Origin of the sequence: Actinomadura sp. 6N118, from assembly GCF_044326415.1 — a bacterium.
Classification (GTDB): domain Bacteria; phylum Actinomycetota; class Actinomycetes; order Streptosporangiales; family Streptosporangiaceae; genus Spirillospora.
Window position 1 is genome coordinate 101,778 of record NZ_JBIRAZ010000007.1, and the last position, 14,206, is coordinate 115,983.

The window sequence follows — 14,206 nt, forward strand, 5'->3', positions numbered from 1 at the left end:
GCCCCGTGATCAGCGTGAGCGGCCCCGTGATCAGCATTATCGTTCCCTTCCACAACGAGGAGTCCCACCTCGCGGAGTGCCTGGAGTCGCTGGCGCGGCAGACGCTGCGGCAGCTTGAGGTGATCATGGTGGACGACGGGTCCACCGATGCCGGAGCCGTGATCGCCAAGGCGATGGCGGACCGGGATGGGCGGTTTGTTCTGCTGCAGCAGGAGCACGCGGGCGTCGGAGCCGCACGCAACGTCGGCGTCAGGCATGCGCGGGCGGAGTATCTGGCTTTCGTGAACGCCCATGACGTGGTGGTCCACAACGCCTACGACCTGCTCGTCGGGTCCCTGCGGAAAACGGGCTCCGACCTGGCTTGCGGCAACGTGCTCCGCATGGAGTCCGGGCGCACCTTCCAGTCGCGTGCGCATCGCGAGCCCTTCGAGTCCCCGACGGAACGGACCCACATCACCAGGTGCCCGGCACTGCTCCGGGACCGGAAGGTGTGGAACAAGGCGTACCGCCGCTCGTTCTGGGACAAGCACAACCTCTCGTTCACCCAGGGCGGCCAGGGCCGCCACGTGGACGCGCCGTTGTCGCTTCGCGCCCATGTGCTCGCCTCGGCCGTCGACGTCCTGGACACGGCCGTCTACTCGTGGCGCAAGTCCACGAGTGCGCCGGCGGAACGCCGCGACGGGCCACGGGATCTGGAAGAACGGATGGCCGCGGTCACCGAGATCTGCGACGTCCTCGCCGCGCACGCACCGAAGCTGTCCCGGACCTATCACCGGCAGGTGTTCGGCAAGGAGCTCGGGCTGCTCGTGAAGGCACTCCCCACGGTGCCCGCGGCCGACCAGGCCCGGCTGCTCGCCCTGGGGGTCCGGTTCGTCGAACAGGCCGACCGGCGTGCGATCGCGCAACTCGACGCGTTCGACAGGCTCTGGGCGCACCTGCTCGGCCGCCGAATGCTCGCCGAACTGCTGGAGGTCATGGCTCCGCACAGGAAGGCGGAGTTCGCCAAGGCGCCGGTCACGCGGCAAGGGTGGATCCGGCCGCGCTGGTACGCGCGCTATCCCTACTTCGAGGACCGGACGCGTGGAGTCCCGCGAGCGGTCTACGACGTCACCGGCGAGCTGGAGTTCCGTGGACGCGTCGACACCGTCGAGTGGCGCGGGGACCGGTTGCTGGTCGAGGGGTACGCCTGCATCGGCCGTCTCGATGTGGCGTCTGCCGGCGACGCGCAGATCAAGCTCTGGCTCCGGGACGCACGTGGAGGCAGGCGCGTCGAGCTCGTCGTGGACCGGATACGGCGTCCCGATGTCACCGCCGAGCTGAACCACCCGTTCGTCTGCTACGACTGGGCCGGGTTCGCCGTGGAGATCGAGCCGTCGCTGCTCATCCGGCGTTGCCGGAAATCAGGCGAGTGGGAACTGCACGCGGAGGTCGTCGTCGCGGGCACCAAGCGCAGCGGCAGGGTGGGCAGCCCGCCCGGGCAGCAGACGGCCTGGCTTCCGTCGCGGCAGGAGGACGGACGGCGGGATGGAGCAGTCTGGATCCAGCCGGTGGCAGGTCCCGAGGGTTTCGCCGTGCGCGTCAAACCGCTCAAGGCAGTCGTCACAGGCCATCGCCGCGTGGGCACAGCGCTGGAACTCGGCGGCTGGACGTCGGTCACAGGGGAAGCCGCCGGAGGAGTCGCCACGGACGCCGCCGAGGGACTCGCCAGGGACGTCGCCGGGGAAGGAGCTCGGACGCGGGTGGTCGCGACCTCACGGCAGGCTGATCTGACGGTGTCGGGAGACATCGAGGTCGCCGAGCCGGTCGGCGGGCGCTGCGGATTTCGTGCGGTGCTGCCGTTGGAGGAGATGGTGTCTCTCCAGGCGAAGACCGCACCCGGCAGCATCGGAGAGTGGGAGATCACGCTGAGGGGCGGCGCGGGGAGGCTCAAGCCGGTGCTGGCCGTCGAGGTACCCGAGGGCCGTTATCCCGTCGGAGCACAAGAGGTGGCACTCACCCGCACCCGGTACGGCAACCTGCTCGGCCTGGTGCGACCCTGCGCCCCCGTGGTCACCGAGATCGGCTGGAGCGACGAGGGGCGGATCCGGCTCGCGGGGGACTTCGCGGGCGAGGGCGCCCGGCCGGTGAGCCTCATCGTCCGGCACGCCCGCGCCGCCGAGGAGTACACCGTTCCGCTCGAATGGGCAGGCCGGCGGTTCACCGCGGCCTTCTCGCCCGAGGCGATGCCGGCGCTGGGCTCCACACGGCCGATGACACCTGGGACCTGGAAGCTCTTCGCCGTCACCGGTGATCCTGAGGACGGCGACGCGGAAGTGGCCGTTCTCCTTGAACGAACCGTCATCTCAGAGCTTCCCGAAGCCAGGAAAGTGGGAGCCCACGAGGTCGCGCTGCTCGCCCATACGGGAGGGTCGCTCCAGGTGCGCGTCCGCCTGGCGCTGGCCGAGGATGAACGTGGAGCTCACGCTCAGGAGCGGCTCAAGACGATCGTCTATCCCCGGTTGCGCGCGACACCGCTTCGCGACCTGGTGGTCTTCGACTCGTACATGGCCCGCCAGTACTCCTGCAATCCCCGCGCGGTCTATGAGGAGCTCGTTCGCCAGGGCACCGATCTGGAGTCTGTCTGGGTGTCGCGCGACGGCCAGTTCACGGCGCCGCACGGGGCCCGCACCGTGCTCGTCGGAACCAGAGACCACTACGAGGCACTGGCCAGAGCCCGGTACATCGTCGGCAACGAGGCCCAATGGCCGTGGTTCGTCAAGCGAGCCGGCCAGACGTACGTGCAGTGCTGGCACGGCACGCCCCTGAAGAAGCTCTCGCTGGACGTTCCGGCTCTTCCGCATCTGAGGCAGGCCACGCTCGAATGGGTGGAACGGGAGGTGCCGCGCTGGGACGTCCTGATCTCGCCGAACCCTTTCACCAGCCCGATCATGCGGCAGGCCTACCGGTACCAGGGCGAGATCCTGGAGTCCGGCTATCCCCGCAACGACCTGCTGTTGCGGCCGGAGGGCCCGGCGATCGCGGCTGAGGTGCGCAGGCGGCTGAGCATCCCGCCGGGCAAGCGGATCATCCTGTACGTGCCGACATGGCGCGACGACCTCTACTTCGCTCGGGGCAGGCGCGCGTTCGAGCTCGCCCTGGACCTCGGCGAGGCGCGCGCGGCCCTCGGTCACGACCATGTGCTGCTTCTTCGCACGCACTACCTCGTGACCGACCGTTCCTGGTCCCAGGTGGACGACTTCGTGGTGGACGTGTCGCGTTATCCCGACATAGCTGATCTCTACCTTGCCGCCGACGTACTGGTCACCGACTACTCCTCGGCCATGTTCGACTTCGCCGTCACAGGCAAGCCGATGGTGTTCTTCGCCTATGACTTGGAGAAGTACCGCGACCACGTGCGGGGGTTCTATTTCGACTTCGAAGCCGAGGCGCCCGGCCCGCTGCTGCGGACCTCGGCGGAGACCATCGCCGCGCTGCGTTCGGTGGACGAGGCGGTGCGCGACTCCGCTGCCGCCTACGCCGCGTTCGTGGCCAAGTTCTGCCCGTACGACGACGGGCACGCCGCCGAACGGGTGATCCGGCGCATGTTCGAGCTCGGTGGAAGGTGTGACCGTTCAGACCGGGCGTAGCTGGACGGCGTCGAGGAGGGCGTCGCACACACGCTCGCGGCCACGTCCGTCGATGAACGCGTGGCCGCGGGCGGCGATGGCCATACGTTCGCCGGGATCGGTGAGGAGCCGCTGCAGTGTCTCCACCGCCGCTCCCGCCGCCGCTCCGGTCAACCGGGCGGGATGCCCAAGCCCGGCCGCCAGGCCGCGGGAGACGGCCGCCTGGTAGCCGATCAGCTGGTTGTCGGCGACATGGACAAGCGCCGCCGGTACGCCCAGGCACATGAGCTCCCAGACAGAGGAGCCGGACGCACAGATGGCCAGGTCGGCGCCGGAGGCCAGCTCAGCGATGCGGCCGGTCGGCGCGACCGGCACGAGGGACTGGCCAGGCGACAGCTCGATGGCCGCCAGGGCACGGGCCGTCGTCGCGCGAGCCGCCACGACCGTCGCGGTGAAGGGGACGCCCGTGGCCGCCGCGAGACCCATGACGGCCGGCGCCGCGTCGGCCGCGTCCGTACCGCCCAGGAAGCACAGGATCCGGGGGACGCCGCCGCCGTGCTGAGGGGGGCCGTCCGGCCGGAGCCGCCGCACGCAGTCGCGCAGCAGGACGAAATCCGCTCCCGCCAGCCGCAGGGAACCCGCCGGCATCTCGAAGGAGGCCTGCTCGGCCCCCAGGTTCTGGTCGAGGTAGACGTCGGCCTGCTGGCCGCGGTGGTCCCCGTCCACGATCGCGAGCACCGCCGTCCCGGCTCGCCGCACGGCGTCCGCGCAGGCGGGGTCGGTCTCGTACGAGTCGATGACCAGAACGTCCAGGCCGAGCGCGCGGGCCTGCGCCGCCAGCGGGCCCGGTCTCGCGGCTGCCGGCATCAGTGGCAGCACCCGGGCTTCGAGCTCCGCCCCGATCCAGTCCGGGCCGTTGATCTCGCCGAGGAAGACCACCGGGACGTCGCGCCGGACGAGCTCCTCGGCGAGGGCCACGCAGCGGATGAGGTGCCCGGCGCCGGTACCGATCCCGGCGTCACATCTGATCCCGACCTTCACCCTTCGCAGAGCGCCTTCTGTCGCACGCCGGCGTTCAGTGCGCGTACCTCCGGGTTGAGCTCCAGCCAGTCGACGAGCTCCCGGTAGGGGATCGGCGTGTCACCGAACTTCCCGGTGACCGCCTGGAGGAGGGCAAGGTCGGCGGCAGTGTCGAGAGTGACCCGGAGATGGTCCGCATGCGGCGGGAAGGTGAGCCCCATGACGGTGAAGTCCGCTGGATGCGTGTAGACGTACGACGTCACATGGACGCGATGTTGCCCGGTCGCGAGCCGGCCGGCGCGGCGGAGTGCCTGCGCGGCGATGACCTCGGCGTCCAGGCCGCGCGGCAAGGTGTGCGGGAGCCCGCCGCTGAGGTAGTCGAGATTCGGAAGGGCGCGGAACGCCGTGCCGACGGTCCGGATGACGGCCGGATCGAGGAGGGGGCAGTCCGCTGTGAAACGCATGACGGCGTCGGCAGGACGGGCTTCCAGTGCGCCCAGGAACCGGTCGAGGACGTCGTCCGCCGGGCCGCGGTAGGAGGCGGCGCCAAGCCGTTCGCATTCGGCGACGACCGCGTCATCCTCAGCGCGATCGGTCGTCGCCACCACCAGATCGTCGAGCACGCCGCTCTCGCGGGCGGCACGGACGACCCAGCCGAGGACCGGCCGTCCGGCCAGTGGGAGGAGCACCTTGCCGGGCAGGCGGGTCGACCCCATGCGGGCCTGAATGATTCCGGTCATGCGGACGGACACGACATTCCCCCACGTCGGCGTGGTGATACCGAGGAGGCGCTAGGCTACCGCAAGCCGTTACGGTAAGTCATGTAAAGCTACGGGGGGTAGTCGTGGTCGCGACCGAGGGCTCTTCGATCTTGCTGACCGGAGGAACCGGCTCCTTCGGCAAGGCGTTCCTGCGCCACGCCCTCGAGCACCTCGATCCGCGCCGGGTGGTGGTCTTCTCCCGCGACGAGCTCAAGCAGTACGAGATGCGCGGGCTCTTCGGCGACGACCCGAGGCTGCGCTGGTTCATCGGCGACGTCCGCGATCGCGAGCGGCTGCGCCGGGCCATGCACGAGGTGGAGTACGTCGTGCACGCGGCGGCGCTCAAGCAGGTCGACACGGCCGAATACAACCCGTTCGAGTACGTGCAGACCAACGTCCAGGGCTCGCAGAACGTCATCGAGGCGGCCATCGACTGCGGGGTGCGCAAGGTCGTCGCGCTCTCGACCGACAAGGCGTCCAGCCCCATCAACCTCTACGGCGCCACCAAACTGGTCGCCGACAAGCTCTTCGTATCGGCCAACCACTACGCCGCCAGCTACGACACCCGCTTCGCGGTCGTGCGCTACGGCAACGTGATGGGCAGCCGCGGCTCGGTGATCCCGTTCTTCCGGCGGCTGGCCGAGCGCGGCGAGAGCCTTCCGATCACCGACAAACGCATGACGCGCTTCTGGATCAGCCTGGAGCAGGCGGTCGAGTTCGTCGTCGACTCGTTCGGGCTGATGCGCGGGGGAGAGCTCTACGTGCCGCGCATCCCGAGCATGCGCATCATGGACCTCGCTCGGGCGGTCGCCCCGCAGAGCCTGATCCACGAGATCGGCGTGCGGCCGGGCGAGAAGCTGCACGAGGAGATGATCGCGCCGGACGACAGCCGCCGCACGGTCCGGTTGCCCGGCCGCTACGTGGTCATGCCCACGATCGCGACCTGGGGATACGTCCCCCCGCAGGGCGGCGAGCCGGTGCACGAGGGTTTCAGCTACCGGTCGGACGACAACGACATGTGGTTGACCGCCGACGACCTGCAGGGTCTGCTCGCGACCTGCGGGTGACGCCGTGCTGCCCTACGGTCGCCAATCCATCGACGACACCGACATCGCCGCCGTCACCGAGGTGCTGCGCGGTGACTGGCTCACCACCGGGCCCGCCGTGGCCGGCTTCGAGGAGGCCCTTGCGTTCTGGACCGGCGGGGTGCCGTGCGTCAGCGTGACCTCCGGGACGTCGGCGCTGCACGTCGCCTACGCGGCGGCCGGTGCAGGGCCCGGCGACGAGGTGGTGACGTCCCCGATGACCTTTGTGGCCACGGCCTCGACGGCCATGGTGCTAGGGGCGAGCGTGGTGTTCGCCGACGTCAGTGACGACACGGCCAATCTCGACCCGCAGGCCGTCGAGGCCGTTCTCTCGTCCCGGACGAAGGTCGTCACGGCCGTCGACTACGCCGGGCATCCGGCCGACTATCCGGCGCTCCGGCCCTTGGCGCACGCACACGGAGCGCTGCTGGCCGCGGATGCCGCGCACTCGCTGGGCTCCCGGCTCAACGGCGTTCCTGCGGGGGCGCTCGCCGACATCACGACCTTTTCTTTCTTCCCGACCAAGAACGCGACCACCGGGGAGGGCGGCGCGTTGGCGGTGCCCGACCCCGAGCTGTTCGATCGGGCGCGCAGGTTCCGCTGCCATGGGCTCGTGCGGGAGGTTGAACGGCTGCGGTCGCCCGATGAGGGTGGGTGGCATCAGGAGGTCCACACGCTTGGGTTGAACTACCGGTTGCCGGATGTCTTGTGTGCGCTTGGCACCAGCCAGCTCCGGCGGCTCGGGGACTTCAAGGTGCGGCGTGCCCGTCTCGTGGCGCGCTACAACGAGCTGCTGGCCGATGTGGACGGCTTGCGGCTCCCGGTGGCGAGGGCGGGGGCCGACCCGATGTGGCACCTCTACGCGGTGCGGATCCTGGACGGGCGTCGCCGTGAGGTGTACGACCGGATGCGCGCGGCGGGCATCGGAGTGCAGGTGAACTACATCCCGGCCTACTGGCACCCAGTCTTCGAGGATCTCGGCTACAGACGCGGGATGTGCCCGGTCGCGGAGTCCTTCTACGCCGAGCAGCTGTCGCTGCCGCTGTTCCCCGATCTCACCGAGGCGGAGCAGGACCGGGCGGTGGCGGCACTGCGGGACGCCCTTGCCTGAGCGCTCGGAGTTGCCTGTGCACTCCGCCTTGTCTGAGCACTCCGACTTGCCTGAGACCCTCCGGGTCGTCCCTCAGATCGGTGTGTGGTCGATCAGCTTGAAGCGGGTGGCCGATTTCGGGGCGTCCTGCTGGGAGATCGTCAGCAGTATCGGCTGCGCCTGGCCCGGCACGACGACGGTGAATCCGCCTTCGGGCCGGTAGGAGACCGGGAGCGTGGTGACCGCACCGTCGCCCAGCCCGACGGCCTGGACTTGGAGCCAGTCGAGGACATGTGGCCCGGGTGGCGCGGCGGCCTCAAGCCCGCGTTGTGCGATCACCAGGGCCTTCCTGCGGGCCCGGTCCATGTGCCGCCGCCAGCGTGGACTGTCCTTCGCGCCGCGGAGGGCGGGCGGCGTGCCGCGTGCGAATCCGAGGGTCAGCCGGGCGGAGGTTCCGGCGCACGGGTTCACCACGAGCATGCCGGCGCTGAGGAAGGTCGCGCCCTGCTCCGTGAGCATCTGGGCGTTGAGGCCGCCGGTGCTCACCATCCCGAGCCGTTCGCTCGTACGGGCGTCGAGGGTGTGGTTGACGGACCACGCGACCGGAGGATCGGCGGGGCTGACGGAGATGGTGTTGACCATCATTCCCGTCGTCGCCTGCGGCGCGAGCGCGGAAGCGGCGGCGACGGCCGCGCCGCTCGCGGATCGCCACTCATGCGCGCCCCACAGCTCGAAGAGCGCGAGGCCGCCGGCAGGGAGCTCGCCGGACGCGAGGGTCACGCCGAGCTCACCGATCGCCCGTCCCTGTCCCACCGGGCGCGGTGTGAGCAGCAGTGCGCCGCGTACCTCACGCTGGGCGCAGACGACGACCAGCCGTGGCTGGTCGGCCGCCGATCGGGGCACGTCCTCGTGCACGTAGCGGTCCCAGTACGTGGCGGTGTGACGGTCAAGGCTCAGCCGGAGCGTCACCCGGGTGGGGTCGTCGCCGAACGCAGCCGCGCTCAGGCCGAACGCCGCCGGCGACGCGATGCACCGGCCCACGTTGCCCGTCCGGCGAAGGAACCCCTCGGTGACGCGCAACACGGGGTCCTTGCCGTCGGTGAGCTGGGGCGGGACGGGACCGGCCCGGTCGTGGTCGTAGCGCGTCGCCAGGTAACCGCCGGAGTCAGCCTGCATCGGTCGTACCGCCCTCTCTCATCGCCGGTAGCAGCTCTGTCAGGGACCCGGAGTCGGTCAGATCGAACCTGGTGAGGAAGGGCTCGCGCCTGGTCCACATCCGGCGGACCGAGGTGAAGAGGGGGTCGCCGTCGCTCTCGACCGCCCTCATATTGATCTCCAGGGTGCGCAGGTGCGTGTCCTCGGGCATGACGTCCCAGTGCGGCACGAGCAGTGAGGAGACGTCGGTCGCGCTGCGGTAGAACCACGACCACAGCCGGGCGCGCTCGACCTGGTCCGCGCTGATCAGGGATTCCTTCCGGGTCAGCGCCTCGATGGACGCGGTGAGCGTCTTCCAGTACGCGTCGGCGTCGGGCACCACCGTGGACATCCCGCACGCGCTCCACTCCGACCACCCCGCCTGGATGACGGGCGTGCCGAACGCGGGCAGCTCGTTGCTCACGCTGCCGCGGACGGTGATCCCCAGATCGGTGAGGCTCCACATCGCGTTCTTGGACAGGTCGTTGCTTGACATGAAGGTCAGGTGACCGGCGTGGCCGTACGAGTCGGCGAGCTTGCCGAACATGCCGGTGCGGTCGTATTTGTCCTGGTTCGGATGGTCGAGCAACAGCCAGTTGGCCTGGCTGTGCGTGGCGGCGAACGCCACGGTCTTCTGGAACCACCCGGCCAGGTCGGCGAAGATCTCACGGTTCGTGCCGAGCGCGTCCGAGACCGCGTGGTTGAAGACGGTGATGACCGGGAGCGCCGGATCCAGGCCCAGCTTCGCCATCCCGTAGGCGCGGAACTGATCGCGCTCGGTCAGGTTGGTGAGCTCGCACAACGCGTTGGGCCCGAACCGCCACCAGCTCGGGCGTCCCAGATTGCCGCGGGTGCGCCAGGCGACCAGTTCTGCCGCCGGACGGATGATGTCCCGGTTGCCCCAGACGTGCCGGTCGAAATAGGCACCGATCTGGCGCGTGAGCTCGGCCCGGAACGTGGCCTCGCCCTGCCGGTGCTCGGGGAAGAGCGTGTAGGCCTTCAGCGACCCGGTGGACTGGACGTGCACCACCGGGACCTCGAAGCGCGTCGCCGCCTCCGTGCCCAGGCCCCAGGGGTCATAGTCCACATGGCTCGTCACGAAGGCGATCGGCCGCAGCGCGCGGAAGAGCATTTCGTAGACGGCGGCGAACGCGGCCGAGCGCGGTCGCTGCTCGCGCAGTCTGGGGTTGTCGTGGCGATCCCCGTCCAGGCGCGGCACCAGATCCAGCCGGCATGCGGAGGCGTAGGCGATCTCGTCGAGGACATCCGCGTCGATGGACGACCACCGGACAGCCGTCTTGTCGGTGCCGGTGTCTGCGGCGACGCCGGACCCGACGGTCAGCGTCCGACCGCAGAGATCGAACGTGGGAGGCCTGCCATCCGGCGCCGCCGCCACCTGGTCGACCAGTGCGTGCACGTCGACGACCTCGGTGACGGCGAAGGCCTCGCCGAGACGCCGCACCTTCTCGACGTTGAAGTCCTCCCAGATCGTTTCGTACCAGCTCTCGTCCGTGCCGGTCAGGACGAGGACGCGTGCGGGCCGCACCCGCCGGATCGCGTTGGCCAGCGCCAGGTTGCGGAGCACGTTGCGGAACTGGTGGTGCATCGCCTCGACGACGATCCAGTCCTCGCCCGGCGTCGCGGGCAGATTGTTGCGCCAAAAGACCGAGGCCACCGACAGGAACCGGTCGTAGTTCGCGGGTGTGGCGTTGAGTCTCACAGGGACCCCCCGGGTGAGATCGTCATGACGCGGCTGAACTCGCGGAGCAGGTCATAGCCGTCCCAGATCGCAGCGAAGGAGAGCGCCGAGCCGAACGGCACGACGCGGTCGATGCCCCGCGCCCCCGCGCCGGCCGCGAAGTCCCGCAATGTCGCGGGCGGGAAGCCGAACGTGCTGAGCGTCTGGTCCTTACGGGTGATCAGTGGGATCAGGTCGTCCAGATCATCGATGACGGCGCAGGCGAAGGTGCCCGCACCCAGCCACCGTCGCGGCAGGCGGGCCGGCTCGGTGAGGTCGAGCGTGGCGATCGTGTTGCCGCGGAAGCGGATGGCGGACGCGTCTCCCGTAGCCGCCATGCCGTAGGCGGCGACGTGCTTTTCCACGGCCATGGCGGCGTCCACGCTGAAGCCGCGTGCCGTGACCGCTTCGGCGAGCAGATCCTCGAACTGACGGCGGGCATCGGCTGCGGCGGTGGGCTCGCCGACCCAGAAGAGCGTGCGGGGAGAGGAGCAGGCCGCCTGGTCGAACCAGTAGGCGTCGTTGACGAAGCCGTCTACGGCCGCCCGGCGCCGGTCCGGGCCGGCGGCGTGCCATCCGTTCACCGAGATCGCGGCCAGCGAGGACCGGTCGGGGAAGGTCAGATCGCGGGCCGGTGGCCGTAGGCGATGGCGCCGGATGGCGGTGACCGACGCGTCGCCGCCCCAGACAACGCGCAGGTCGCAGGCCGCCGAGAGCGCCTCCGTCGTCGCATCCGACCGTTCGTAGCCGACCAGCCGCTGGGTCTGGGCCACGGCAGGGTCGGCCTGGTCGAGAGCATTGTGCAGCACCTGCAGAATCACGGAAGACGCCCCGCCGCCACGTGTGGACAGGCGGACGACGTTGGCGTTGCCCGCGAGTGCCGACAGTGCCCATGAATAGACGAAGACCGTGTCCACATTGGCGGGCGGGATGTGGAAGACGAGCCCGCGCGGAAAACGGAGACGGTCGTCCGAGTGCTCGGCCGCGCCTTCGAGGACACGGGACAGCTCGCTCGGCCGCAGGAAGAAACCGAGCGCGCCCAGCTCGGGATGGCGCCGCATGACCGACGGCTTGAGCAGCCGCCGCGAGACCGCGCCGAGGAAGTCCCTGAGCCGCTCGTCGCCGAACGTGAGCGGACCGTCGTCCGGGATGGCTGTGACCTCGGCCAACAGCGTGCCGACCGAGACGGGCTCACCGGGCGGGAAGTGTTGCCGGACGCTCATGCCGCCACACCTCCCGGCTGTGCCGCGAAGGTGTCGCTGCAACCCCGTGCTTCAGCGCGCGGGAGGCGTCCGAGTACCGAGAAGCGCTTGCCGGGCCAGTCGCCGTCGTCGATGCCGTGGACCACGCCGAGGTCCTCGGTGAGCAGGACATGCCCCGGGTAGGAACGCGGCAGGGTGCTGACGACTTCGAGGAGCCCCGGTACGCCGGGCTCGGTCTCCGCCCAGGTGGCAGGATCGCGGACGATGACGTCGGCGAAGTCGGTGCAGTAGAGCGAACCCCCGCTGGAACCTTCCAGGAAGATGGTGCCGATCTGCTCCACCATCCCGTAGAAGTTGTGGATGCGCGTCAGGCCGGTGTGCTCGGCGAAACTGCTCCGGAACTCCGCGTTGTCCACAGCCTGTGCGGCGAGCTTCTTCCATCCGCCGGAATGCACGAGGACGCCCCGGGACAGGTCGAGGCCGGCCGCCCGCGCCGGTTCGTAGAGATACCGCCACACCATGAACGTGAAGCCGAAGATCAGGAACGGGGCGTCGCCGTGGCGGGCGAGGAAACCCTCCAGCGCCGCGAGGTCGGGACGGTCGTGCTCGTCCAGGATCCAGGTGTGGTCGCGGCCGAAGTTCGCCATGCCGAGCACGCCGGCGGCCCGCGCGCTGGACGACCGTGCCACCGCCCGGCTGTCGACCATCAGCATCGGGAGCCGCCGGGGGCCGAGGACGGTGCGCATCGTCCGGGCGAGCATGCGGGCCTGGGTGGCGGCCGCCTCCCTGTCCAGGTGGATCCGGCTGACCGCCCCGGTCGTGCCGCTGGAGGTCAGCACGCGGAACACGGCATCGTCGGGAACGCTCTTCAGCACGTGGTCCTTGAACATCCTGACCGGCAGCCACGGGAGCTCACCCACCGCGGCGTACTCCCGCCCGCACTCCCGGTCGTCCGCATGACCGATTGCTTTGAGGATCCGGTCGTACGCGGGGCAGGCCGCCCGGTGATGACTGGTCAGGCTCGCTAGCTCGGGGAGCAGCCGCGCCTCTTTGTCCTTCTGAGCAAGGGCGAAGACGTCCTGGGCCGTAACGATCATGAACGTGCCTCCAGTGCCCGGTAGTCGACCTTGCCGTTGGGGAGAAGGGGGAGACGGTCGATGCCGCGGACCTCGATCCCGGTGTGGTGCAGCCGCAGCTCCTCGGCCAGCACCGGGGCGGCACGGCGGCAGATCTCGGCGGTGGCGCGCTCGGCCCACACGATCACCCGGTCGTCGGCGCCGACCGCCGCCACGCTGCCGAGGTCGCGGGCCAGGCGCTCGACGTCGTCGAGATTCAGCCGGGTGCCGAACACCTTGCCGATGCGCTTGAGCCGCCCGGTGAGATAGAGGAAGCCCTCGTCGTCGAGGTGTCCCAGGTCGCCGGTCGCGAGCGTTCCGCCCAGGTCGTCGCCGCGAGCGAGGTCCTCGGCGCGCTCGGCGTACCCCATCATCACGTTGGGGCCTTGGTAGACGACCTCGCCCACGGCCTGCGGCGATGCCGTCGTCTCGCCGTCACCGGTCCGGATCGTGAGCAGTCCACTGGGGATGGCTGGGCCGACCGAGCCCGGCTTGTCGGTGAGCCGTTCCGGAGGAAGAGCCGTCATGCGCGCGGTGGCCTCGGTCTGCCCGTACATGACGTGCAGCCGCCCACCCACCGCCTCCATCCGCGCCGCGAAGTCGGTGAGCAGCTCGGGGCGCAGCCGTCCTCCGGCCTGCGTGAGAGTCCGGAGGGAGGGGTAACGGGCGGGGTCGAAGCGGATCCTGCGCAACATCTCGTACTGGGCGGGAACGGCCGCCAGCGACGTGACACCGTGGTCAGCCACCATCGTCCAGAAGGGGCGGCTGACGATGCCGCCGGACTCGAACACCACGGTGGCCCCCGCGACCAGGTGGCTGTTCAGCACGGACAGGCCGTAGCTGTAGAAGAGCGGCAGGCTCGTCGGCGCGACCTCGCCGCCGTCGATGCCGAGCGCCGCCCCGATCGAACGGGCGTTGGCGAGCACGGCGGCACGGGTGAGCCTGACGAGCTTCGGGCTGCCCGTCGAGCCGGACGTGGCGAGCAGGAGCCCTAGATCGGGATGCGGCTCCACCTCTGACGGCCGTTCCGGACACCAGGCCGACCCCAGCGCGGGCAGTTCGGCTGGGCGATACCCGTCGGGTGCGGCCGTGCCGCCGAGCAGGACGGCGGGCTCGTAGCGGCGAACCAGGTCGTGCATCGTGGTCGCGGGCAGTGCCGGGTCGAGCAGCGCGATCGGACGTCCCGCCGCCATGGCGCCCAGGTAGCGCACGGCGGCGTCGACCGAGATCGGTGTCCGCGCCATGACGAGCCCGGAAGGGGCCTTGAGGTAGTCGGTCGCGGCCTCGTCCACCCGCGCGCGCAGGACGGCGCCGGTGAGCGTGACCCCGGTGGCCGCGTCGACCAGCCGCGCGGCGTGGTGGAGCAGCGTGTCGGTCCGCGGCGTGGTTGCGGTGA

The 14,206-nt window shown here is 70.2% G+C and carries 10 protein-coding genes; 3 read left to right on the plus strand and 7 right to left on the minus strand.

Annotation, left to right across the window (positions count from 1 at the left end; genetic code table 11):
- Positions 1-26: 26 nt before the first annotated feature.
- On the plus strand, positions 27-3,626 hold the full coding sequence (locus ACH34W_RS19500; RefSeq protein ID WP_395962326.1) for a CDP-glycerol glycerophosphotransferase family protein: 3,600 nt from the start codon (positions 27-29) through the stop codon (positions 3,624-3,626).
- Here ACH34W_RS19500 and ACH34W_RS19505 read toward each other — a convergent pair.
- Together ACH34W_RS19505 and ACH34W_RS19510 are read right to left on the minus strand one after the other, a co-directional pair.
- Complete coding sequence (locus tag ACH34W_RS19505; protein WP_395962327.1) at positions 3,612-4,646, minus strand: PseG/SpsG family protein; 1,035 nt, start codon at positions 4,644-4,646, stop codon at positions 3,612-3,614. The two genes, ACH34W_RS19500 and ACH34W_RS19505, sit on opposite strands and share 15 nt — an antisense overlap.
- On the minus strand, positions 4,643-5,365 hold the full coding sequence (locus tag ACH34W_RS19510; protein WP_395962328.1) for a cytidylyltransferase domain-containing protein: 723 nt from the start codon (positions 5,363-5,365) through the stop codon (positions 4,643-4,645). The genes ACH34W_RS19505 and ACH34W_RS19510 overlap by 4 nt, the downstream gene beginning before the upstream one ends.
- 104 nt (positions 5,366-5,469) lie before the next feature.
- Here ACH34W_RS19510 and pseB point away from each other — a divergent pair, with 104 nt between their 5' ends.
- Positions 5,470-6,453 carry a UDP-N-acetylglucosamine 4,6-dehydratase (inverting) gene (pseB, locus tag ACH34W_RS19515; RefSeq protein ID WP_395962329.1) on the plus strand — a complete coding sequence of 328 codons (984 nt, stop codon included), beginning with the start codon at positions 5,470-5,472 and terminating at the stop codon, positions 6,451-6,453.
- Between the two features lie 4 nt (positions 6,454-6,457).
- Positions 6,458-7,582 (plus strand): DegT/DnrJ/EryC1/StrS family aminotransferase, encoded by a 1,125-nt coding sequence (locus ACH34W_RS19520; RefSeq protein ID WP_395962330.1) that lies wholly within the window; start codon positions 6,458-6,460, stop codon positions 7,580-7,582.
- 72 nt (positions 7,583-7,654) lie between these two features.
- Here ACH34W_RS19520 and ACH34W_RS19525 read toward each other — a convergent pair whose 3' ends face one another.
- From ACH34W_RS19525 to ACH34W_RS19545, 5 genes are read right to left on the minus strand one after another with little or no spacing between them, the layout of a single operon-like run.
- Positions 7,655-8,737, minus strand: coding sequence for a hypothetical protein (locus ACH34W_RS19525; RefSeq protein ID WP_395962331.1), 1,083 nt, complete (start codon positions 8,735-8,737; stop codon positions 7,655-7,657).
- Positions 8,727-10,475 (minus strand): hypothetical protein, encoded by a 1,749-nt coding sequence (locus tag ACH34W_RS19530; protein ID WP_395962332.1) that lies wholly within the window; start codon positions 10,473-10,475, stop codon positions 8,727-8,729. The genes ACH34W_RS19525 and ACH34W_RS19530 overlap by 11 nt, the downstream gene beginning before the upstream one ends.
- Positions 10,472-11,716 carry an acyl-CoA reductase gene (locus tag ACH34W_RS19535; RefSeq protein ID WP_395962333.1) on the minus strand — a complete coding sequence of 415 codons (1,245 nt, stop codon included), beginning with the start codon at positions 11,714-11,716 and terminating at the stop codon, positions 10,472-10,474. The genes ACH34W_RS19530 and ACH34W_RS19535 overlap by 4 nt, the downstream gene beginning before the upstream one ends.
- Entirely contained in the window at positions 11,713-12,792 is a 1,080-nt protein-coding gene (locus tag ACH34W_RS19540; protein ID WP_395962334.1) for an acyl-protein synthetase, read from the minus strand. The genes ACH34W_RS19535 and ACH34W_RS19540 overlap by 4 nt, the downstream gene beginning before the upstream one ends.
- Complete coding sequence (locus ACH34W_RS19545) at positions 12,789-14,177, minus strand: AMP-binding protein (protein ID WP_395962716.1); 1,389 nt, start codon at positions 14,175-14,177, stop codon at positions 12,789-12,791. The genes ACH34W_RS19540 and ACH34W_RS19545 overlap by 4 nt, the downstream gene beginning before the upstream one ends.
- Positions 14,178-14,206: the final 29 nt, after the last annotated feature.